Annotated in this window: 15 protein-coding genes; 3 read left to right on the forward strand and 12 right to left on the reverse strand. The window is 73.7% G+C overall.

Annotated features, from left to right (window positions below):
* Window positions 1-9: 9 nt before the first annotated feature.
* The 5 genes from ACIPSC_RS30565 to nrdR form a co-directional block, all read right to left on the reverse strand.
* Window positions 10-1794 carry a sensor histidine kinase gene (locus ACIPSC_RS30565; protein WP_400830218.1) on the reverse strand — a complete coding sequence of 595 codons (1785 nt, stop codon included), beginning with the start codon at window positions 1792-1794 and terminating at the stop codon, window positions 10-12.
* Window positions 1795-2021: 227 nt separating this feature from the next.
* Window positions 2022-2588 carry a Clp protease N-terminal domain-containing protein gene (locus tag ACIPSC_RS30570; RefSeq protein WP_400830223.1) on the reverse strand — a complete coding sequence of 189 codons (567 nt, stop codon included), beginning with the start codon at window positions 2586-2588 and terminating at the stop codon, window positions 2022-2024.
* A 3-nt stretch (window positions 2589-2591) separates the two neighbouring features.
* Window positions 2592-2837, reverse strand: a complete 246-nt coding sequence (locus ACIPSC_RS30575; RefSeq protein WP_400830227.1) for an RNA polymerase subunit sigma-70 — start codon at window positions 2835-2837, stop codon at window positions 2592-2594.
* A 177-nt stretch (window positions 2838-3014) separates the two neighbouring features.
* Window positions 3015-5903: a vitamin B12-dependent ribonucleotide reductase gene (locus ACIPSC_RS30580; protein WP_400830231.1), complete on the reverse strand. Its 2889-nt coding sequence runs from the start codon at window positions 5901-5903 to the stop codon at window positions 3015-3017.
* A gap of 237 nt (window positions 5904-6140) precedes the next feature.
* Window positions 6141-6638 (reverse strand): transcriptional regulator NrdR, encoded by a 498-nt coding sequence (gene nrdR / locus ACIPSC_RS30585; RefSeq protein ID WP_313765749.1) that lies wholly within the window; start codon window positions 6636-6638, stop codon window positions 6141-6143.
* Window positions 6639-7200: 562 nt separating this feature from the next.
* On the opposite strand from nrdR, the gene lexA reads away from it, so the two are divergent.
* Window positions 7201-7863 (forward strand): transcriptional repressor LexA, encoded by a 663-nt coding sequence (gene lexA, locus ACIPSC_RS30590; RefSeq protein ID WP_224281048.1) that lies wholly within the window; start codon window positions 7201-7203, stop codon window positions 7861-7863.
* A 166-nt stretch (window positions 7864-8029) separates the two neighbouring features.
* Here lexA and ACIPSC_RS30595 read toward each other — a convergent pair whose 3' ends face one another.
* From ACIPSC_RS30595 to ACIPSC_RS30615, 5 genes are read right to left on the reverse strand one after another with little or no spacing between them, the layout of a single operon-like run.
* Window positions 8030-10153: an ATP-dependent DNA helicase gene (locus tag ACIPSC_RS30595; protein WP_400830236.1), complete on the reverse strand. Its 2124-nt coding sequence runs from the start codon at window positions 10151-10153 to the stop codon at window positions 8030-8032.
* A 12-nt stretch (window positions 10154-10165) separates the two neighbouring features.
* Entirely contained in the window at window positions 10166-11992 is a 1827-nt protein-coding gene (locus ACIPSC_RS30600; RefSeq protein WP_400830239.1) for an IucA/IucC family protein, read from the reverse strand.
* Entirely contained in the window at window positions 11970-13472 is a 1503-nt protein-coding gene (locus ACIPSC_RS30605; protein WP_400830243.1) for a SidA/IucD/PvdA family monooxygenase, read from the reverse strand. The genes ACIPSC_RS30600 and ACIPSC_RS30605 overlap by 23 nt, the downstream gene beginning before the upstream one ends.
* Before the next feature lie 15 nt (window positions 13473-13487).
* Entirely contained in the window at window positions 13488-14267 is a 780-nt protein-coding gene (locus ACIPSC_RS30610; RefSeq protein ID WP_400830246.1) for a GNAT family N-acetyltransferase, read from the reverse strand.
* Complete coding sequence (locus ACIPSC_RS30615) at window positions 14159-15979, reverse strand: IucA/IucC family protein (protein ID WP_400830250.1); 1821 nt, start codon at window positions 15977-15979, stop codon at window positions 14159-14161. Before ACIPSC_RS30615 ends, ACIPSC_RS30610 begins: the two co-directional genes overlap by 109 nt.
* Before the next feature lie 349 nt (window positions 15980-16328).
* Between ACIPSC_RS30615 and ACIPSC_RS30620 the strand changes: the two genes are divergently transcribed.
* A complete protein-coding gene (locus ACIPSC_RS30620; RefSeq protein ID WP_400830252.1) occupies window positions 16329-17519 on the forward strand; it encodes a hypothetical protein in 1191 nt (396 codons plus the stop codon).
* 47 nt (window positions 17520-17566) lie between these two features.
* Window positions 17567-18763 (forward strand): trypsin-like serine peptidase, encoded by a 1197-nt coding sequence (locus ACIPSC_RS30625; RefSeq protein WP_400830255.1) that lies wholly within the window; start codon window positions 17567-17569, stop codon window positions 18761-18763.
* Window positions 18764-18865: 102 nt separating this feature from the next.
* Here ACIPSC_RS30625 and hflX read toward each other — a convergent pair whose 3' ends face one another.
* Both hflX and ACIPSC_RS30635 read right to left on the reverse strand, forming a co-directional pair.
* Window positions 18866-20365 (reverse strand): GTPase HflX, encoded by a 1500-nt coding sequence (hflX, locus tag ACIPSC_RS30630; protein ID WP_400830257.1) that lies wholly within the window; start codon window positions 20363-20365, stop codon window positions 18866-18868.
* Between the two features lie 109 nt (window positions 20366-20474).
* On the reverse strand, window positions 20475-22898 hold the full coding sequence (locus ACIPSC_RS30635) for a RelA/SpoT family protein (RefSeq protein WP_400830260.1): 2424 nt from the start codon (window positions 22896-22898) through the stop codon (window positions 20475-20477).
* Between the last annotated feature and the right edge of the window lie 147 nt (window positions 22899-23045).

Consider the following 23045-nt stretch of genomic DNA (forward strand, 5'->3'; position numbering starts at 1 on the left):
AGGAGTCCTTCACTCGGTGACGGGGGAGGCGTCGGGGGTGGTGGGGGGTGTGGTGGTGGCAGGGGAGGCATCGGTGGCGGCCGGCGCGGGCACCGGGGTGGCGGCCTCGGCCGGCGGCCCGTCCCCGGCCGGGGTGGCGCCGGTCCTGGCCTGCTGGGCGGCACGCCGGAAGGCGCCGAAACGGGCTGCCGCGGCGGTCGCACTGTCGCTGCGCGCCGGCTTGGCGGCGGGGGCCGCGGCCGGGGTGGTGGCGGCCAGCGTCTGGCCGCGGCGACGCTGCGGCAGGCCGCTGTCGGTGACCCGGACGGGCGCCGGGGCGGCGGCCGCGGGGGCGGCCGGGGCCATCGGGGCGACGGGGGCGGCCGGGGTCACGGGGACGGCCGGGGCCACGGGGACGGCCGGGGTCACGGGGCGAGCGGGAGCCAGGGCGGGAGCGGGTGCGGGTCCGAGCGCCGGGCGTGCGGCGGCCTCGACGGCAGCACGGGCCGGCACGGGCGCCGGAGCGGGCTCCGGCGCGGGGTGCGTCACCAGCTGCTGCGGGATCAGCATCACCACCCCGGTGCCGCCGCGCGCCGACGGCCGGAAGGAGACCTGAAGCCCGTGCTTGCGGGCCAGCGAGCCGACCACCGCAAGGCCGAGCCGCGTCCCCGCGGAGAGCGTGGTGAGGTCCAGCGGCTCGGCGGAGACGGCCCGTTCGGCCCGGCGCAGCCAGCTCTCGCCCAGGCCGAGGCCGCTGTCCTCGACGGCGATCGCCAGACCGGCCGGCACCTCTTCGACGTAGACGTGCACCTCGGCCGGCGGGGCGGAGAAGTTGGTGGCGTTGTCGAGGAGCTCGGCAAGCGCGTGCATGACGCCCTCGGCGGCGTACCCGGCCACCGCGGCCGTGCTGGCGTTGTGCAGCCGGACCCGCTGGTACGCGCCGATCCGGCCGAGCGCACCGCGCAGCACCGACTCCACGGCGATCGGCTTGGCCCAGCGGCGGCCGGAGCGGGCACCGGTGAGCACCGCGATGCTGTCGGCCATCCGGCCGGCCTGCGCGGTGGAGTGGTCCAGCCGCAGCAGATCGCCGAGCACCTCCTCGTCGTGCCGGTGCTGCATCTCGCGCAGTTCCGCGTGCATGCTCGTGGCCAGCGCCTGGACCCGCCCGGCGGCCGTCGCGCAGACCGCGAGGGCCGCGGCCCGCAGCCGCTCGCCACGGCCGATCTCCTCGGCGACGGCGCGCAGCAGCGCGTACTGGGGGTGCTTGCGGTGCGCGGCAAGCGCACTGTCGACGGACGCGCCGTCACGCAGCCGCTTCACCACCTCGGGCAGGACGTCCTCGGCCAGCCGGTCGAGCTGGACGCGCTCGGCCCGCTCGGTCTCGGCCTCGGCCCGCGCCCCGGCCAGCTCGGCCCGGGCGTCCGCGGCGTCCGCCTCGGCGCGGACAGCCACGGCCCGGGCGGCGTCGCGCTCGGCCTCCGCGGCTGCGGCCCGCGCCTTCGCGGCCGCCTCCGCCTGCTTCGCGGCGCCGGCCACGACCAGTGCGGTCATCGCATCTTCCTCGCCCATGCCGAGCTCGCTGTCCAGCCGGCGGGCGCGCTCAGTGGCGGTGGCCGCCGTCCAGACCGCGATGAGCCAGAGCGCGGTGACGGCACAGACCGCGACGGCGGTCAGCGGCTGGTGGGCGTCGACCGCCCGGACGACCGCCACCGGTCCGGCGATCGCCGCCAGCAGACAGGCCGCCGCCGTCAGGGCCGCGGTCCGCGGGGCGATCCGTCGCCACGACGGGGCGGCGGGGCTGGTGCGTTCTCTCATCGGTGCGGTCCTCGGCAACAGCGGCGTCCACGGACGGACACCGACAGCGGGGGCGGGCGAACGCGCCACCGCCCGGCCGACGTGGTGAAACGTCTCCGGGCGGGCTGATCGGTTCACACTTTCGGCCGATCATATCCATTCAGCTGTTTGCCTCAACTGGAGAGTTGACGCTCAGTCTCGTTCAGACACGCTCCGCACACACGACCGCCTCCACTCCCCCACGGGGTTCAGCCGGTCTTCGCCTCGATCGCCCGCCGCAGCGCCGCGGAGTCCAGCCCGTGGTCGGCGATGACCTTCGCACCGAGACCCTCACCCTCCCGGATCACACCGAGCAGCAGGTGCCCGACCGCGATGTGACCCGACTTCAGCCGCAGCGACTCCCGCAGCGAGAGCTCCAGCACCTTCCTCGCCCGGGCCGTGAACGGCACCCGCCCGCCCTTGGCGTCGGAGCGGAACCAGCCCCGCCGCCGCGACTCCGGCTCCTCGGCCGGCGCGTCCAGCGCCCCCGCCCCGAACACCGACTCCACCGCGTCCCGGACGGCGTCCAGGTCCACCCCGATCGAGGCGAGCGCCTGCGCGTCGCCGCCCTCCCCCAGCAGCCGCCGCACGGCCTGCCGGGCGGTCGCGTGGTCCAGCCCGGCCTCGACCAGCACCGCGGCCGCCGGGTCCTCCGGCTGGGCGAGGACCGCCAGCAACAGGTGCTCCGTCCCGATGTGCCCGTGCCCGAGCCCCGCCGCCTCCTCCCGCGCCTGCACCACCGCACGCCGCGCACCCTCGGTGAACCGCTCGAACATCGCTCAGCCTCCGTCCTTGTCCCCACCGGATCCCCCGGCACCGCGCCGGGCGTACTTCTTGTGCACCGCCTGCCTGCTCACCCCGAGACAGACCGCGATGTCCTGCCAGGACCACCCCTGGTCGCGCGCGTTCCCGACCTGCAGCCCCTCCAGCCGGTCCGCCAGATCCCGCAACGCCCGGACCGCACGCAGCCCGACCGCCGGATCCCGACTGCCCGCGGCAGCCGCAAGCTCACCGTTCTCGCTCATGCTGTCAACATAGGTTGACACCCGAAGAGTGTCAACCCCGGTTGACACGGAACGCACGAAAGAGGCGGGGCGAGGACACCCGGTCCTCGCCCCGCCTCGGAGCCCCGCCCCCGTCTCCGGAGAGACGTGCGCGGGGGCACCGGGTGGGTACCCGGTGCCCCCGCGTGCGGTGTCAGGTCAGCTGCAGCCGCTGGTGGAGCCGCAGCCCTCGCAGAGGTAGCAGCTGCCGGCGCGGCGCATCTTGGTGCCGCAGGAGAAGCAGAGCGGCGCGTCGGCGTTGAGGCCGAGCTGGATCTCCAGCAGCTCCGTGGAGTTGTGGGCCTGCGCCGGGGCGGCCTTGGGGGCCTCGACCGCCGGGGCCGCCGGAGCGGCCGGCTTGGTCACCGGGGCGGACTGGGCCAGGGTCTCGGTGTCGAGCTCCTCGGCCTCCAGCGGCTCGTAGGAGCCGGTCTCCAGGTGGCGCTGGCGCTCCTCGACGGAGTGGATGCCGAGCGCCGAGCGGGTCTCGAACGGCAGGAAGTCCAGCGCCAGGCGGCGGAAGATGTAGTCGACGATCGACTGCGCCATCCGCACGTCCGGGTCGTCGGTCAGACCGGCCGGCTCGAAGCGCATGTTGGTGAACTTCGAGACGTAGGTCTCCAGCGGCACGCCGTACTGGAGGCCGACCGAGACGGCGATCGAGAAGGCGTCCATCATGCCCGCGAGGGTCGAACCCTGCTTGGACATCTTCAGGAAGACCTCGCCCAGGCCGTCGTCCGGGTAGGAGTTGGCGGTCATGTAGCCCTCGGCGCCACCGACCGTGAAGGAGGTGGTGATGCCCGGGCGGCCCTTGGGCAGGCGCTTGCGGACCGGGCGGTACTCGACGACCTTCTCGACCGCGGCCGGGGCGGCCTCGGTCTTGGCCTCGTCGGCCGCGGGGGTCTTGGTCTTCGCCGAGAGCGGCTGGCCGACCTTGCAGTTGTCGCGATAGATGGCGAGCGCCTTGACCCCGAGCTTCCACGCCTCGAAGTAGATCTCCTCGACCTCTTCGACGGTGGCGCTCTCCGGCATGTTCACCGTCTTCGAGATGGCGCCCGAGATCCACGGCTGGATCGCGGACATCATCCGGACGTGGCCCATCGGCGAGATGGTGCGCTCGCCCATCGCGCAGTCGAAGACCTCGTAGTGCTCGGCCTTCAGGCCGGGCGCGTCGACCACGTTGCCGTGCTCGGCGATGTGGGCGACGACCGCCTCGATCTGCTCGTCCTGGTAGCCGAGGCGCTTGAGGGCGCGCGGGACGGTGCCGTTGACGATCTGCATCGAGCCGCCGCCGACGAGCTTCTTGAACTTGACCAGGGCCAGGTCGGGCTCGACGCCGGTGGTGTCGCAGTCCATCATCAGGCCGATGGTGCCGGTCGGGGCGAGCACCGAGGCCTGGGCGTTGCGGAAGCCGTTCTCCGCACCGATGCGGAGCACGTCCTGCCAGGTGTCGGTCGCCACGGCCCAGACCGGGGCGTCCAGGTCGTCGACCGGGACGGCGGCGACCGAGGCGTCGGCGTGCTGCTTCATGACCCGCTGGTGCGGGGCGGCGTTGCGGGCGTAGCCGTCGTACGGGCCGACGACGCCGGCGAGTTCGGCGCCGCGGCGGTAGGCGGTGCCGGTCATCAGCGAGGTGATGGCGCCGGCCAGGGCGCGGCCGCCCTCGCTGTCGTACGCGTGGCCGGTGGCCATCAGCAGGGCGCCGAGGTTGGCGTAGCCGATGCCCAGCTGGCGGTAGGCGCGGGTGGTCTCGCCGATCTTCTCGGTCGGGAAGTCGGCGAAGCAGATGGAGATGTCCATCGCGGTGATGACCAGCTCGACGACCTTGGCGAAGGTGGCGGCGTCGAACGAGTCGTCGTCGCGCAGGAACTTCATCAGGTTCAGCGAGGCGAGGTTGCAGCTGGAGTTGTCCAGGTGCATGTACTCGGAGCAGGGGTTGGACGCGTTGATGCGGCCGGACTCCGGGCAGGTGTGCCAGTGGTTGATGGTGGAGTCGTACTGGATGCCGGGGTCGGCGCAGGCCCAGGCGGCCTCGGCCATCTTGCGGAAGAGCTTCTTCGCGTCGACGGTCTCGATGACCTCGCCGGTCATCCGGGCGCGCAGGCCGAATTCGGTGCCGTTCTCGACGGCGGTCATGAATTCGTCGTTGACGCGGACGGAGTTGTTGGCGTTCTGGTACTGGACGGAGGTGATGTCGTCCCCGCCGAGGTCCATGTCGAAGCCCGCGTCGCGCAGGGCGCGGATCTTCTCCTCCTCCTTCACCTTGGTGTCGATGAAGGCCTCGACGTCCGGGTGGTCGACGTCCAGGACGACCATCTTGGCCGCGCGGCGGGTGGCGCCGCCGGACTTGATGGTGCCGGCGGAGGCGTCGGCGCCGCGCATGAAGGAGACCGGGCCGGAGGCGTTGCCGCCGGAGGAGAGCAGCTCCTTGGAGGAGCGGATCCGGGAGAGGTTGAGGCCGGCGCCGGAGCCGCCCTTGAAGATCATGCCCTCTTCCTTGTACCAGTCGAGGATCGACTCCATGGAGTCGTCGACGGCCAGGATGAAGCAGGCGCTGACCTGCTGGGGCTGCTTGGTGCCGACGTTGAACCAGACCGGCGAGTTGAAGCTGAACACCTGGTGGAGGAGGGCGTGGGTCAGCTCGTGCTCGAAGATCTCGGCGTCGCCCGGGGTGGCGAAGTAGCCGTTCTTCTCACCGGCGGCGCGGTAGGTGAGCACCACGCGGTCGATGATCTGCTTGAGGCTCCACTCGCGCTGCGGGGTGCCGACGGCGCCGCGGAAGTACTTGGACGTGACGATGTTGACCGCGTTCACCGACCAGAAGTCGGGGAACTCGACGCCGCGCTGCTCGAAGTTGATCGAGCCGTCGCGCCAGTTGGTCATCACGACGTCGCGCCGCTCCCAGCGGACCTCGTCGTAGGGGTGGACGCCAGGGGTGGTGTAGATGCGCTCGATCCGCAGACCGCCCTTGGGGGCCTTGCCGGCGCCCTTGGCCGCGGTCTTGTCGGACTTCGACCCGCGTGCGGAACCGCTCGTGGTGTCTGTCACTTCTCGCTCCTCCTCCTGGGCAAACGCCCAAAGTGCCCCGAAAAGTCCGGGCACCGCTGGTTCGCTCTTCCGGTGTGCGGACAGGCGAGGACCTGCCTGGTTCCGCACGGTTTGTGGTGTTCCGTGCACCGATTCCGGGCACGCGTCGACCCCGGTAGGGGGCCGGTGTGTCGCCGGCCCCGCCAGGGGGCCGGTTGTGGTGATCGGCCCCGGGGGGCCGTGTGCTTCGCCGGGCCGCTAGGGCGCGGCGGCGGGGACGGGCACGGAGGTGCCGTCCGCCGCGGGGGCGGGCCGTTCGCGGCGGAGTTCCGCGATGGCGGCCTCGAAGTCTTCCAGTCCGTCGTACGCCTGGTACACGCTGGCGAACCGCAGGAAGGCGACCACGTCGAGTTCCTTCAGCGGTCCGAGTATGGCCAGCCCGACGTCGTGGGTGGTGAGCTCGGCGTTGCCGGTGGCCCGCACGCACTCCTCGACCCGCTGGCCGAGCTGGGCGAGGGCGTCCTCGGTGACCGGGCGGCCCTGGCAGGCCTTCCGGACTCCGGAGATGACCTTCTCCCGGGAGAACGGCTCGGTGACGCCGCTGCGCTTGATGACCATCAGCGCGGCCGTCTCCACCGTGGTGAAGCGGCGGCCGCAGTCCGGGCACTGCCGGCGACGGCGGATGCAACTGCCGTCCTCGGTGGTCCGGCTGTCGACGACGCGGCTGTCGGAGTGCCGGCAGAAGGGGCAGTGCACCTGAGGATCCCTCCCTGGCGGAACGTGCGGACTTGTCGAGTCTATGCGATGCCGACCCGTCCTCGGCAAGCTGATCATGCGACGTGACCACTAGTACTGGGCACGATGTGGACTGTAGCCACTACATGTAGGTCTTCGGGGGAAGTGACACCCCTGGCGTGTCGGCGCGGATTAGACTGCCGGAGTCGATCCTGGATCGAACATTTAATCGATGTACAACAAAGCCTTGATCGAGTCAGCCAACTCCCGAATAATTCACTCGAACGTGTGTTTGGCGCAACCTTTCGATAGGACGTGCCGTTGGGCTGGAAAAGGGAGAGGACAGCCGTCGAGAGGGGCCGCCGTGAACACCATCGAAAGCAACACCATCCCGGTGCAGGAACACTCCCAGCTCAAGGTGGGCCAGCGCACCACGAACCAGCAGAGTGTGGACGTCAGCATGGACCGTAGCGAACAGCACCGACTCTCCGGCCCGGCCATTCCTCACACGAGCCGCGTTCCCGACCAGCCCATCGAGCACGCCGCCGCGCTCGACGACGCCCATCAGGTGCCGACGCGTTCGATGCCCGGGCGCCCCCCCGGCATCCGCACCGACGAGGCCGGGCTGACCGAGCGGCAGCGCCGGGTGATCGAGGTCATCCGGGACTCCGTCCAGCGCCGCGGCTACCCGCCGTCCATGCGCGAGATCGGCCAGGCCGTCGGCCTGTCCAGCACCTCCTCGGTCGCCCACCAGCTGATGGCCCTGGAGCGCAAGGGCTTCCTCCGGCGCGACCCGCACCGCCCGCGCGCCTACGAGGTCCGCGGCGTCGAGGTCGCCCGGCCCAACACCGCCGAAACGGCCGGTCGCCCGTCCACCTCGTACGTGCCGCTGGTCGGCCGGATCGCCGCAGGCGGGCCGATCCTGGCCGAGCAGACGGTCGAGGACGTCTTCCCGCTGCCGCGCCAACTGGTCGGCGAGGGCGAGCTGTTCGCGCTCACCGTGCGCGGCGACTCGATGATCGAGGCGGCCATCTGCGACGGCGACTGGGTCACCGTCCGGCGCCAGCCGGTCGCCGAGAACGGCGACATCGTGGCCGCGATGATCGACGGCGAGGCCACCGTGAAGCGCCTCAAGCGCGAGGACGGCCGGATCTGGCTGATGCCGCACAACCCGGCGTACGAGCCGATCAACGGCGACAACGCGACCATCCTGGGCAAGGTCGTCGCGGTCCTGCGCCGCCTCTGAGCGGCCCGCCGGGGCGCACACCGGAAAGAGGGGCTCCGCCGCACACTGCGGGGAGCCCCTCCGGCGTTTCCGGGCCGTGCAGCGGCCCCCTCCTCGGGGAGCCTGCCGACCGCTCCCAGGCCCCGCGTCGGCCTGCCCGGCCGGGCGCGGCCCCGGGGCCGCGCCCTCAGCCCCGCCGGACCACCGGCCGGACCGGCGGCGCCGAGGCGTCGATCGCCGCCAGCGAGCGCCGCACCTGGTTCCGGTCGGTGGTGTACCAGAACTCCGGCATCGACGACCGGAAGAAGCCCCCGTAGCGCTTGGTCTCCACCCGCGGGTCCAGCACCGCGACCACACCGCGGTCGTCCGCCGCCCGGACCAGCCGGCCGGCGCCCTGCGCCATCAGCAGCGCCGCGTGCGTCGCCGCGACGGCCATGAAGCCGTTCCCGCCGCGCTGCTCGACGTCCTTCTGCCGGGCGCTCATCAGCGGGTCGTCCGGGCGCGGGAACGGCACCCGGTCCATCACCACCAGCTGGCAGGCCGAGCCGGGCACGTCCACGCCCTGCCAGAGCGAGAGCGTGCCGAACAGGCAGGTGGTGGCGTCCGAGGCGAACTCCCGGATCAGCTCGCCCAGGGTGTCCTCCCCCTGGAGCAGGATCCGGTTGTCCAGCCGCTCGCGCATCGCCTCCGCGGCCGCCTGGGCGCCGCGCATGGAGGAGAACAGGCCGAGCGTCCGCCCGCCGGCCGCGCCGATCAGCTCCGCCAGCTCGTCCAGCATGTCCGGGCGCTCCGGGTCGCGGCCCGGGTCGGCCAGGTGCCTGGCGACGTAGAGGATGCCCTGCTTCGGGTACTTGAACGGCGAGCCGACGTCGATGCCCCGCCAGAACGGCACCGGGTCGTCCCCGAATCCGCCCGTGTCCGGCTCGTCCCCCGGGGTACGCACGTCCGGCAGCCGGGCGTCGGAGGGCAGCCCGACCGAGGCGGCCACGCCGTTGAAGTCCCCGCCGAGCTTGAGGGTGGCCGAGGTGAGCACCACCGAGCGCTCCTTGTAGAGGCCCTCCCGCAGCAGTCCGGAGACGCTCAGCGGGGCGACCCGCAGCGAGGCGGTGCCCATGCCGAACCGGTCGCTGCGCTCGATCCAGACCACGTCGTACTCGGAGTCGGCCAGCAGCCGGTCCGCCGTCTCGTGCAGCGTCTCGGCGGCGGCCATCGCCTGCTTGCGCACCGCGTCCTCGTCGCTGAGGCCCTTGTCCCTGGTCTCGCCCAGCGAGGTGATCACCTGGCGGCTGGCGTCCCGGATCGCGGTGACGGCGTACGCCAGGTACTCGGGCAGCTCCTCCACCCGGCCGGGCTGGGCGGTCTCCATCAGGCCGTGGTAGTTCTCGGCGGCGGCCTGCAGGGCGTCCACGGCCTTCTCGTTGGCCAGCCGGGCGGCCCGCTTGACCGCCCGGTTGACCGCGCCGACGGTCAGCTCGGCGGTGGCCGCGCCGGTGACCCGGTTGACCAGCTCGTGGGCCTCGTCGACGATCAGCAGCCCGTGCTCGGGCAGCACCGGCGCGCCCTCGATGGCGTCGATCGCCAGCATCGCGTGGTTGGTGACCACGACGTCGGCCAGCTTGGCCCGCTCGCGCGCCTTCTCCGCGAAGCACTCCTGCCCGTACGCGCAGCGGGTCGCGCCCAGGCACTCCTTGGAGGTGACCGAGAGCTGGGCCCAGGCCTTGTCCGAGACGCCCGGGGTCATGTCGTCCCGGTCGCCGGTCTCGGTCTCGTCGGCCCACTCGCGCAGCCGCAGCACCTCCTGGCCGAGCTTGCCGGTGGGCCCGCCCATCGCCTCGACCGGGTCGAACAGGCCCTCGCCCTCGTCGCTCGGGGTGCCCTCGTTGGCGCGGTGCAGGCAGAGGTAGTTGGAGCGGCCCTTGAGCATCGCGAAGAGCGGGCGGCGGCGCAGCACCGGGTGCAGGGCCTCCACCGTGCGCGGCAGGTCCCGCTCGACCAGCTGGCGCTGGAGCGCCAGGGTGGCGGTGGCGACCACCACGCGGTCGCCGTGGGCGAGGGCGGGCACCAGGTAGGCCAGGGACTTGCCGGTGCCGGTGCCGGCCTGCACCAGCAGGTGCTCGCCGTGGTCGACGGCGTCGGCGACGGCCTCGGCCATCCGGGCCTGGCCGGGGCGCTCGACGCCGCCGACGGCCGCGACGGCGGCGTGCAGCAGCTCGGGGAGCTGGGCCCGCGGGACGGCGTCGTGGGCGGCCGAATCGTCGGCGGCGTCCTCGGCGGCGTCGGCGGGGAGCTGGGATTCGGAGTCGTTCGTCATGACCCTCCCACCCTACGGGGCGGGGGTGACAATCCGGTCCCGTTGTCCGGGCAGCGCGGCCGTTCCCTCCGGGGTCAGCGCGTTGGGGACGGTGCCGTGCCGGGCGGCGTGCGGGCGGTGCGGGCGGTCGCCGTAGCCGTCGAGCAGCAGCCGGTTGCGGTTGAGGCAGAGCCGGTCGATCCTCGGGCGGAAGAGGTCGAAGAGCGCGAACCGCTCCTTCAGTTCGGGGAAGCGCTCCTGGTGGCGGAGGATCTCGGCGCGCAGCAGGGCCCAGAACTCCGCCTCGGGCAGGCCGGTCTGGGCCTCCAGCAGCGGGGCGAGGTAGCGGTAGACGCCGATGAAGAGGCCGGAGTGGAGGAACTGGCAGAGGCCCTGCGGGTCCTCGCGCAGCAGCACCTCGGCCACCTCGGCGGGCAGGCCGCGCAGTTCGGGCAGGTCCTGGTCGCTGAGGTTGACGTCGTCGACGAAGTCCTTGACGGCCAGCCGGACGGGGGTGTCGGCGGCGTCGAAGACCACGATGGCGTTCTCGCCGTGCGGGGAGAAGACCAGGCCGTAGCGGTAGAGGAAGTGCAGCAGCGGCGGCAGCATGGCGGCAAACAGCCGGGCGGTCCAGGCCGCCGGGGTGAGCCCGGAGCGGGCGATCAGCTCGGCGGCCAGGGCCCGGCCGTCGGAGCCGGTCTGCAGCAGGGCGGCGAGGGTGCGGCCGCGCTCGCCGCGGTCCAGGGCGGGGCCGAGCGGCTCGCGCCAGATCGCGCCCAGCAGCTCCTTGTACTGGTAGGGCGCCTCGGGCAGCTCGCGGTAGAGCGGGTGGTCGACGGTGACGGAGGCGATCTCGCCGAGCAGGACGACCCGGCACTCGTCGCGCAGGAACGGGTCGGCGTCGCGCAGGCCGTGGATCCAGGCGGTGACGGCGGGCGCGGCCAGCGTGCGCTCGGTCGGGAGGCCGCGCCAGACCAGGGTGTTGAGGACGGCGAGCGGCAGCTTGACCGTGCAGCGGTCCGGGCGGCTCCGGTTGAAGAACGAGCGGATGGACTGCTGGGGCAGCCGCAGGTCGCCGTCGGAGGGCAGCGGGACGATCTCGCCGGAGGCGATCCACGGCGCGAACAGCGGGACGACGGTCTCGTCCCACTGCCAGGGGTGGACGGGCAGCAGCAGGTAGTCGTCGGCGTCCGGGCCGAGCACGGCCCGGAGGGCGTCGGGGTCGTCGAGCTCGCGGGCGTAGAGCAGGTCGGGATCGGCGAGGCCGGGGACGCCGCGGTACTCGGCGAGCCGGCGGTGGACGGCGATCCAGGGCAGCGGCCGCGGGGTGCGTGCCTCGGGGGCCCAGCGGGCGGTGTCGAGGGCGGAGAAGCCGAGCCGGCCCTTGTTGGGGACGATCCAGGGGTGGCCGCCCTGGCGGCCCTCCAGCTCGGTGTGGCCGAGGTCGGCCAGCTCGGCGGCGGTGAGGGCGGTGGCGAGCTGGTGGGCGTCGGAGATCAGCGTGGCGGTGAGCTCGCGGACCAGGTGGCCGGTGGTGTCGCCGCGCAGGCCGAGCGCGCGCCGGGCGTACGGGAGGAAGCGCAGCGGGTCGAGGCCGTCGGGCGCCGAGCAGCGGACCGAGTCCTCGTCGACCTGCCAGCTGTCGTAGGCGCCGCGGCGGGCGAGGAACCGGTACTCGGCGCCGTCCAGCCGGAGCAGGTAGGTGCCCTCGGCGGTGCCGGGCTCGGGGGTGATCAGCTCCTCGTAGGCGAACTCGCCGAGCATCTTGGCCAGGAGCGTGCGCCCGGCCCGCTGCCAGTTCCCGGGGGTGAGCTGCGGGGGCAGGTAGAGCGGCGGTTCAGCGGCCGGCGGTTGCGGCACGGGTCGACTCCTGGGGGCGGGGGACGGCAGGGACGGGTTGGGGCGTGGCCGGTTCGGGGGTGGTGGGGGCCGCGGCGCGCGGTGGGGTCTGCGGCTCGGCCCGCTGCTCGGTGCACGGCGCCGCCGGCCGCCCGGGGTGGGGTGCGGCCGGCGGCTCCGTGCGCGGTGGGGCGAAGCCGGTCCAGGCGGTGCGGGTGGGCAGCCGGTGGAGGGTGCGGCCGGTCACGGCGTTGAGGATGACGGCGGCCCGGTGGGCGCCGAGGCCCAGGTCGGGCGTGCCGACGCCGTGGGTGTGCAGTTCGGCGTTCTGGACGTAGAGCCCGCCGGTGAGCTCGGGCCGGGTGGCCACCCGGTGGTCGAGGTCGACCCGGTAGCGCCCGGACCGGTCCCAGTCGATCAGGTGGGCGAGCGGTTCGAGGGCCGCCGGGCGGGCGGCGCGGTAGCCCGTGGCGAGGACCACCGCGTCGGTGCGCAGCAGGTGCCGGGCGCCGGAGTCGGTGTGCCGGCAGTCCAGTTCGAGGCCGCCGCAGGGCCCGGGCCGGGCCTCGGCGACGGCCGTGCCGGGGGTGATCTCGACCGGTGCGGCGTCGATCGGCCGGCCGATCGTCCGCTCGTACAGGTGGTCGTGGATCTCGGCCAGGGTCTCGGCGCTGGCGGCCTTGTGCAGCTGCCACTGGGCGTCGACCAGGGTGTCCCTGACGGGTTCGGGCAGGCCGTGGAAGTAGCGGGTGTAGTCGGGGGTGAAGTGCTCCAGCCCGAGCTTGGAGTACTCCATGGGCGCCAGCGCCCTGGTCCGGGTGAGCCAGCGCAGCCGGACGCCGTCGTCGCCGTGGCGGCGCAGCAGGTCGAGGAAGACCTCCGCACCGGACTGGCCGCTGCCGACCACGGTGATGTCGCGGGCACCGTCGAGGTCTGCGCGGCGGTCCAGGTAGTCGGCCGAGTGGAAGGCGCGCGGGTGGCCGGCGAGGGCGGCGAAGGCCTCGGGCAGGACCGGCCGGGTGCCGACGCCGAGTGCGAGGTTGCGCGCGTGCACCTCCTCGCGCCGCCCCGTGGCGGTGTCCCGCAGTTCGACGCGGTAGCGGTCGCCGGCCCAGTGCAGGGCCGTGACCTCGGTGCCGAAGCGGCAGTTGGCGAGCCGTTCGGCGGCCCACCGGCAGTAGTGGTCGTACTCCCGTCGGGGCAGGTGGAAGCGCTCGGCGAAGTAGAACGGGAAGAGCCGGTCCTGCTCGCGCAGGTAGTTGAGGAAGGACCAGCGGTTGGCGGGGTCGACCAGGGAGACCAGGTCGGCGAGGAACGGCACCTGCATCCGGGCCCCGTCGACCAGCATGCCGGGGTGCCAGCGGAACTCCGGGCGCTGGTCGCAGAAGAGGGTGCGCAGGCCGGGGACGGGGTCGGCGAGCGCGGCGAGCGAGAGGTTGAAGGGGCCGATGCCGACGCCGAGCAGGTCGTACGGCGCCGGCCGGGATGCTGGGGTGTCCATGGGGTGGGCGGTGTCCTAGGCGGGTCGGTTCGGGTCGGGGCGGCCGGGGTGTTCAGGTCGGTCGGGGCGGTCCGGGCGGTCAGGTCGGTCGGTCGCGGGGCCCGGAACACGGCCGCGGTCACGGCCGCGGTCGCGGACCATCAGGGCGGCGCGCTTGCCGGGCAGGTCGAGTTCGGCGGCCGGGGTGAACCCGGCCCGTTCGAAGGCCCGGACGGAGCGCCGGTTCCGGACGTCGGGCTCGGCCACCACGCGCTCGCAGCCCGGCCGTTCACGCAGGATGCGGTCGGCCAGTGCGCCGATCAGGGTGGCGCCGAGGCCCCGGCCCCGCTGGTCGGCGGGGCCGAGGAGCAGGTGCACCCCGGTGTCCTGGGGGCGGGCCGGGTAGTACCCGGCGAGCGGGTCGAGGTCGGCGCGGTAGACCTCCCAGTAGCTCATCGGGGTGCCGTCGAGCAGGCCGAGGCAGGGGGCGCTGCGGCCGTCTCCGTCGAGCTGGGCGCGGACGTGCCGCTCGGTGGCGGCGGCCGGGCCGGCCAGCTCCCAGAACGCGGCGGTCTCGGGGTCGTTCATCCAGCCGGCGAGCAGCTCCAGGTCGGCGGGGAGCCGGACCGGGCGGAGCCGGAACTCGCCGGCGCCGGTGGGCATGGCGCCCCAGCCGGCGACCTCGCCGGCCAGGGTCGTGGGAGCGCTCACGCGCCGGCCACCGGGTTGGGGATGTCGACGTAGACGGACTGGGTGGCGACCGGCCCGACCAGTTCGTCCATGCCGTTGATCCGGGTCAGCAGGTTGGCCTTGCACGGCAGTGTGGCGGCGTCCAGCAGGAGGCCGGGCAGCGCGGAGCCGGTGGCCGCGGCCCGGGGGCCGGTCAGGAAGCCGCGGAGCGCGGCCAGCAGCACCGCCTCGTCGGCCAGGCCCTGCGAGCCGAGGGCGCCGATCAGGCCGAGCACGTGGTTGATGCCGAGGTAGTAGGCGAAGTGGTGGTCGATCACCTCGTCGGCGAGGAAGGTGTCGCTGCGCGCGCCGAGGCCGGGCAGCCGGGCGGTGAGCCGGTCGGCGGCGCTCTGCCGGTAGTAGAAGCCCTGGTTGTCGCGGTAGCGCCCGCCGGTCGGCCAGCCGTCGGCGTCCAGCAGGACGAGGCTGTTCTGCTGGTGGGCCTCCAGCGCGATGCCGGCGCGGCCGTCGAGCCAGAGGACGGGCAGCACGACGGCGTCCAGGTAGCGCAGGAACCATTCGGCGGCCACGGTGCGCAGCGGGCGCCCGCTGCGGGCGGCGAGGGCGTGCAGGGTGTCGCCGAGCCGGGAGGGGACGGTCTCGCCGGTGCCGAGCGGCTGCTCGGCGACCAGTCCGGCGACGCAGAGCGCGCGGTCGGCGGGGGCGAAGGGCTGGGCGCGCAGCACGGTGTCCAGCCCGCCGGGGTCGCCGAGGGCGGGGTGGTCGACGCCGATCCAGGCCGGGTCGCGTACGACGTCGAAGCCGGGGTGGGCGGCCCGCCACTCGTCGGCGAGGCCGCTCTCCAGCAGAAGGTGCATCTCCAGGCCGCGGTGCAGCTCCTTGCGGAGGTTCTCCCGGCGGGAGTTGGTGATCCGCAGGCCGAGCGAGAGCTTCAGCATCCAGGGGGTGCCGGGCCGGTAGACGGTGCGCACCGAGGAGGTCGGGTACCAGGCCTCGCCCGCCGGGCCGAGGTCGTGCAGCAGGCCGTCGGCCAGCAGATCGGCGACGGCCGGACGCAGCGCCAGTTCGCGGGCCTGCCAGGGGTGAAGTGGCAGGGCGGCGGTGCCGGCGGGCAGCGGCGTGCGACCGCCGAGCAGCTCCGCGGTGATCCGGTCGGCGCTCTCGGCCAGTGCGGAGCCGGCGGCGAGCAGTTCGCGGTCGACGGCGTACCAGTGGAGTTGGAAGGAGCCGTGCAGTTCCGGGGAGTACGCGGCGCTCTGGGCCGGGCCGAGGCCGTCGCGGCTCTTGGGCGTGGGGTGGAGCGGGTGGCCGAGCAGCAGCGACTGCTCGGCGGCGAGGAAGTGCGAGGCCTCCGGCCCGCCGGGGGCGGCGGCGGTTCGGTGGTGGGCGAGGATGTCGGCGGTGCGGACGACCGAGTCGGCAACGCGCGCGGCGAGGTCCGCGACCTGGCCGGGGTCGGGCCGGTCGGCGGCCGCGGCGGCGATCAGGGCGGCGGCGGTGACGGCGTCCACCGGGGCGGCGGCGGTGCCCTCGCCGGCCGAGAGGGTGGCCGGGCCGAAGCGGTGCCAGCCGGCCGGCGACCAGTACCGGACCGGTGCGCAGAGCCGGGCCGCGCCGCCGAGAACGGCGATCCGGAGCCGGCCGTCCGGGCCGGGCACGGCGCCGGTCTCCCGGGCCCAGCACCGCAACAGGGCCTCCAGGCCGGCCTGTTCGGCGGCGACGGCCGGGTCCGGGTGCAGCAGCGGGTCGGGGCCGACGGCGGCGGCCGCGGCGGGTCGGGCCGGGGCGGGACGGCGCGCCGGAACGTCGGGCGGGGCTCCGGTGAGGGCGGTGCTCAAGGCTGCTCCTTGGGGCGCGTGGGTGCGGACGCGCACGGGTGGTGGAGGGGTTGGCGGGCGCTCGCACCGTCGCGTCAGGTAAGGGTTACCTATCCCTGACGGGTGATCACAAGAACGACTCACTCGTCCGGGTGAAGACCGGTGATTGTTCACCCGTGGGGTGATCGCCCCTGCCTGTCGCGGCAACGAGACGGCCCGACCTTCGTCACAGATCGATGACCTCCCGCCGGTTCCGGAACCCGGGGGCCGCCCGGTGCCGTCCTGGTGGCCAGTGGGAGACTCCAAGGCGGCCGGCCGGCGCCGCAGCGGAACGGCCGGGAAACAAGGACTAGCTGGGGGAAGCGACACCATGCCATCGATCCACAGGTCAGCCGTGGCCGCGGCCCTCGCCGCCGGAACGCTGTTCGCCGTGAGCGCCTGCGGCCCGGACGGTCCGTCCGGGGACGCCGGCGGCACGAGCGCCGCGCCGCCGCCGGCCTCGGCGAGCGCCACCGGCTCCGCCGCGGGCGGCGGTGGCGTGATCGGCGGCCTCACCCTGCCGACGGGCATTCCGACCAGCCTGCTGGAGGGCCTGCCGAAGAGCTGGGACGACCTGAAGAAGTGGAAGTTCGAGGACTGGGACAACTGGGCCTCCAAGCACGTCTTCAACAACCCGGTCGTCAAGGACTTCTGGAACCCGGACAAGATGGGCGACTCCAAGCCGGCCGACCCGGCGCCGCCCACCGCCAAGCCGGCCGGCGACGCCGGGGTCACCGACCCCGAGCCGCCGGTGGTCAAGGCCGTCCCGATGGCCCGCCCCTACACCAAGCAGCCGTCCGGGAAGGTGTTCTTCAGCGCCGAGGGCGGCCGGGGCAACTGCTCGGCCACCGTGATCGCGGACCCGGCGCACCCCGGCAAGAGCAACCTGGTCTGGACGGCCGGACACTGCGTGCACCAGGGCAAGGGCGGCAACTTCTTCAAGGACCTCGTCTTCGTCCCCGCCTACAACAACTCCGGTGCCTCCAGCGGCGGCAAGAAGGCCCCGCTCGCGGAGCTGGCGCCACTGGGCACCTGGTGGGCCAAGGACGTGGTGACCTCGCCGCAGTGGACGGTCGAGGGCGGCGGCACCGGTGACTCGGCCAGCCAGTACGACTTCGCGGTCATGCGGGTGCAGAACCAGAACGACACCGGCAAGTCGCTGGAGGAGACGGTCGGTTCGGCCGTCCCGGTCTGGTTCGACGCCCCGCGCGACAAGCTCTCCGTCTCGGCCGTCGGCTACCCGCTCTACAAGCCCTTCGACGGGCAGGAGCTGTACAAGTGCGACGGCGGCAAGCCGGTCCGGCTCTCCTTCGACCCGAAGCGGCCGTCGATGCTCACCATCGGCTGCAACATGACCCAGGGCTCCAGCGGCGGCGGCTGGTTCGCCACGATGCCCGACGGCAAGCTCGCCCTGGTCAGCAACACCTCCATCGGCACGCAGGACCACACCTCGCTGAGCGGCCCGTACCTGGAGACGGTCGCCAAGCAGGCGCTGGAGTACATCTCGCGGAAGCAGAAGTAGCGCCGCCCGCGTCCGAACGACCGAACGACCGACGGGGACCGATCACCATGCGACTGACCATCAGGGCACTGACGACCAGGGCACTGGCCACCGGGACGCCGGACGACCGGCCGCGGGGCCGACGCCGGGCCGCGCCGGCGGCGGCGGCCGTGCTGGCCGCGCTCGCGCTCACCGCGACCGCCTGCGGGCCGGACAACGAGAAGAGCACCGACGCCGGGGGGACGGCGGCCGCGACCACCGCAGCCGCGCCCGGGGGCGGCAAGCCCGCGCTTCCGACCAGCCTTCAGGACGTCGCCGGCTGGAAGCTGGACGACTGGGCGCGGTTCATCGGCGACAACGCCTTCGTCAACGAGGTCGCCCAGGGCTTCTGGTCGATCGCCAAGATGGAGGACGCCAAGGGCCGGGCCACCCCGGAGTACTCGCACAAGTCGGCCGGCAGCTCGGTCCAGCGCGACGAGCCGCCGGCCGCGATCCCGGCCAGGCCGCAGCCGCACCCGTACAGCCCGGCGACGGCCGTGGTCGGCAAGATCTTCATGACCGCGCCCGAGGGCGACTCGATGTGCTCGGGCACCGTGGTCTCCGACCCGGCCAACCCGGGCCGCAGCAACCTCGTCTACACCGCCGCGCACTGCCTGCACGACGGCAAGGGCGGCACCTGGCTGAAGAACATCGTCTTCGTCCCCGGCTACAACCGGGACGGCCAGGCCAGCCGGGGCAAGCGGTACACCGAGCAGCAGGTCTCCCCCTACGGCCGGTGGACGGCGGTCAAGGCGCTGGTCTCGCCGAACTGGGTGAAGGAGAGCGGCGTCGGCGCGAACTCCCAGTACGACTACGGGATCATCCGGGTCCGCAACGAGAACGGCTCCGGCCTCTCGCTGGAGGAGGCGGTCGGCGGCTCCATCCCGATCTGGTTCAACGCCCCGCGCGAGCAGATCACCTCGGCGTTCTCCTACGGCTACCCCGCCGAGCGGCCGTTCGACGGCATGGAGCTCAACCACTGCGACTCGACCATCCGGCCGGCCAAGCTCTCCTTCGACCAGACCCGCCCGCCGATGTACGTGATCGGCTGCACGATGACCGGCGGCTCCAGCGGTGGCGGCTGGTTCATCACCAAGGACGGCAAGCCGAACCTGGTCAGCGTCAACTCGATCGGCAACCGCAACCCGTCCGAGTACATGGCCGGCCCCTCCCTCCAGGAGCAGGCCAAGCAGGCCTTCGACTACTTCTCCAAGAACGCGAAGTAGCGCCGGGCGGCCCACGACGCGCGAACGCCGGCGGCCCCGGACCCCTCGTACGGGGGTCCGGGGCCGCCGGCGTTCGACATGGCCCGGGCGTGCGGCCCGGCCCTACGCGGTCGCGACCGCGAAGTGCTCCAGCTCGGCGGCCAGCTCGGCCGGCACCTTGGCGTGCACCAGGGTGCCCTCGGCGGTGTGCTCGGTGGAGAGCAGCTCGCCCTCGGCGTGCACCCGGGAGACCAGGCCGCCCTGGGTGTACGGCACGAGCGCCTGCACCTCGACGGCGGGCCGCGGGAGCTCGTCGTCGATGAGCTTCAGCAGCTCGTCCATGCCCTGGCCGCTGCGGGCCGACACCACGATGGCGTGCGGCTCGCGGCGCAGCAGCCGCTGCAGCACGAGCGGGTCGGCCGCGTCGGCCTTGTTGATCACCACGATCTCCGGCACGTTCTGTGCGTCGACCGAGACGATGACCTCGCGGACGGCCGCCAGCTGCGTCTCCGGCTCGGGGTGCGAGCCGTCCACCACGTGCAGGATCAGGTCGGCGTCGGCGACCTCCTCCATGGTCGAGCGGAACGCCTCGACCAGGTGGTGCGGCAGGTGCCGGACGAATCCGACGGTGTCGGCCAGCGTGTAGAGCCGGCCGCTCGGGGTCTGCGCCCGGCGCACGGTCGGGTCGAGGGTGGCGAACAGCGCGTTCTCCACCAGCACGCCCGCGCCGGTGAGCCGGTTGAGCAGGGAGGACTTGCCGGCGTTGGTGTAGCCGGCGATGGCCACGGACGGCACCTGGTGGCGCTTGCGCTCCTGGCGCTTGGTGTCGCGGCCCTTCTTCATGTCGGCGATCTCCTTGCGGAGCTTCGCCATCTTCTCGCGGATCCGGCGCCGGTCGGTCTCGATCTTGGTCTCACCGGGGCCACGGGTGGCCATGCCGCCGCCGGACGAGCCGGAGCCACCACCACCCATCTGCCGGGAGAGCGACTGACCCCAGCCGCGCAGGCGCGGCAGCATGTACTGCATCTGCGCGAGCGAGACCTGCGCCTTGCCCTCGCGGGACTTGGCGTGCTGGGCGAAGATGTCGAGGATCAGGGCCGTCCGGTCGACGACCTTGACCTTGACCACGTCCTCCAGGTGGATCAGCTGGCCCGGGGTGAGCTCACCGTCGCAGACCACGGTGTCGGCACCGGTCGCCGCGACGATGTCGCGCAGCTCCTTGGCCTTGCCGGAGCCGATGTAGGTGGCCGCGTCGGGCTTGTCACGGCGCTGGATGACGCCGTCCAGCACCTCGGAGCCGGCGGTCTCGGCGAGCGCGGCGAGCTCGGCGAGCGAGTTCTCCGCCTCCTCGACCGTGCCGTCGGTCCAGACGCCGACGAGCACCACGCGCTCCAGACGGAGCTGGCGGTACTCGACCTCGGTGACGTCCTGGAGTTCGGTGGAGAGTCCGGCGACGCGCCGCAGGGCGGCACGCTCGCTGCGGTCGTACTGGTCGCCGTCGTAGTGGTGGCCGAGGTCCTCGTCGATGGCCGCGAGGTCCTCGTCCATGAGGGCGTCCGCTCGCCGGCCGTCGATGCGGCGCGGGGCGTCGGCGTGGTCGCGGGTGTCGAACGTGGAGGTCATTCTGTCCTTTGGCTGCTGGTCGGAAGGCCTGTCTGCGTGACCGTACCCGACGGTCACACCCGGAGTCTGCCCAGCTGCCGCCCCGTCTACCGCTCGGGCGAGGTGTGAGCTACCCCTCGGGACCGCGGACCCGTGCGGGCAGGTTCTCCCATTGCCCGGTGAACGCCGCGGACCGGCCGTGAATTCCCCATGATGGTCGCACGCCCGGCGCGGGCGGGTCATCCCCATTTCCCGCGGCCGCCGCCGCTGCCCCGGGCTCGGCGCCCTCCCCTGACGGCGCCGGGCCCGCGGTGGGCGCCGGGCCCGCGGCAGGGGCCGGATCCGCCTCGCCGTCCGGCGTGCGCGCGGCGGCGCCGCCCTCGGGGGCGTGCGGCCGGCTGACGTCGTACACCCCGGAGACCCGCAGCATCGCCCGCATCACCGCGGCCAGCACCGCCGGGTCGGGCAGCTCCACGGTGTAGGTGTGCCGCACCCGCAGCTCCTGCGGCGGCTCCACCTCGGCCGAGACGATCCCGACGCCCTCGCCCGAGATCGCCGCGGTGAGGTCGGCCAGCAGCCGGGGCCGGTTGAGCGCCTCGGCCCGCAGGGTGGCCCGGTAGCCGGACGGCGGGGCGCCGCCGGGCTGCCAGTGGATCTCCAGGACGCCGCGCCCGTCCGCCCGCATCCGCTCCCCGGCCGGGCAGCCGGTGCGGTGCACGGCGACCGTGCCGCCGCGGATCGCGAAGCCGCTGACCTCGTCCGGCGGCACCGGGGTGCAGCACCGGGCCAGCCTGACCGGCGCCCCGGGCCGGCCGGCCACCGTCACCGGGGCGGCACCGCGCTCGGCGGCCCGGTGCGCGGGCGGCACGGGCTGACCGGCCGAGGGGCCGGTGCGGACCACCGGGACGCGGGCCGGGTGGTCCGCCAGCCACCGCTCGATGGCCAGCCGGGCGGCCGGGGTCCGGGCGTGCGCCAGCCAGTCGGGCGCCGGGCCGGACGGCCGGGCCGCCGGGTCGCCCTGCTCGGTCAGGATGGCGACCAGGTCGCCGTCCTGGAGCACGGTCGAGAGCGCGGTGAGCCGGCCGTTGACCCGGGCGCCGATACATCGGTGGCCGGTCTCCTCGCCGAGCAGGTAGGCGGCGTCGACGCAGCTGGCACCGGCCCTCAGCTGAAGCGTTTCGCCGGTCTCGGTGACGACGGTGATCTCGCGGTCGCCGGCGAGGTCGGCGGTGAGGGCGGACCAGAAGGCGTCCGGGTCCGGCGTCTCCTGCTGCCACTCCAGCAGCCGGCTGAGCCAGCCGGGCCGGGCCGGGTCGGTGCGGTCCAGCTCGTCGCCGCCCTGGTCGGCGCCGGCCCTCGGCTGCCGCGGGTCGCCCAGGGCGACCACGCCGGTCTCGGCGACCTCGTGCATCCGCCGGGTGCGGACCAGCACCTCCACCACCGCGCCGCCCGCCAGCGCCACCGCGGTGTGCAACGACTGGTACAGGTTGAACTTGGGGGCGGCCACGAAGTCCTTGAACTCGCCCGGCAGCGGTGTCCAGCAGGTGTGCAGCTCGCCGAGGACGGCGTAGCAGTCCGCGTTCTCCTCCACCACCACCAGCAGCCGGCCGAAGTCGGCGGGCTGCGGCTCCTGCGGCCGCCCGTCCGGGCCGGGCGCGGCGTCCCGCTTGAGCAGCACCCGGTGCAGCGAGACGCAGTGCCGGGGGCGGACGGTGACCTCGGCGGCCACCCCGGCCTCGGCCAACTGGCGGGCGAGGGTCCGGGCGAAGGGTTCGAGCAGGGTGTCCGGGCCGTCCTCGTGGCCGGCCAGCAGGGCGCGGGTGCGCCGGCACTCCTCCGGGTGCAGGGTGGCGAAGACGATGTCCTCCAGCTCCGCCTTCAGCACCTGGATGCCGAGCCGCTCGGCGAGCGGGATCAGCACGTCCCGGGTGACCTTGGCGATCCGCACCTGGCTGGCCGGCTTCATGTGCCGGATGGTGCGCATGTTGTGCAGCCGGTCGGCGAGCTTGATCACCATCACCCGGACGTCGTCCCCGGTGGCGACCAGCATCTTGCGGAAGGTCTCGGCCTCGGCGGCGGCACCGAAGTCGACCTTCTCCAGCTTCGTCACCCCGTCGACCAGGTAGGCGACTTCGGGGCCGAACTCCTCGGCCACCTGATCCAGCGTCAGATCGGTGTCCTCCACGGTGTCGTGGAGCAGCGAGGCGACCAAGGTGGTCGTCCCGGCGCCGAGTTGGGCCAGGATCATGGTGACGGCCAGCGGGTGGGTGATGTAGGGCTCGCCGCTCTTGCGCTTCTGCCCGCGGTGACTCGCCTCGGCCAGCCGGTAGGCCCGGCCGAGCAGGCCGAGGTCGGCCTGCGGGTGGTGGCGGCGGTGGACCCGGACGAGCGGCTCGATCGCGTCCGGCACCGGCGGGCGGCCGGTGGCCAGCAGGGCGGCGCGCCCGGCCCGCCCCAGCGCGGCCCGGCCGAGCCCGCCGAGGGGGCGCCTGGCCCCGGCCTGCCGTGCGGACGTCGGCTGCCCCGCCAGGGGCTGCCCTGCTTCGATGGTCATCAGCGCCTCCGGCAGCAGTCACCGGTTGCCTGCTACCCCGACGCGGGGTGATCGACCCGGTGGTCCATGCTACCGAGCAGAGCACGTTCCGCGACGCGCTGCTTCCCGTCCGTGAGCCGGATCACCCGAACGGGGGGATTCGCCGCC

Source organism: Kitasatospora sp. NPDC090091 (assembly GCF_044747365.1).
Taxonomy (GTDB): Bacteria; Actinomycetota; Actinomycetes; order Streptomycetales; family Streptomycetaceae; genus Kitasatospora.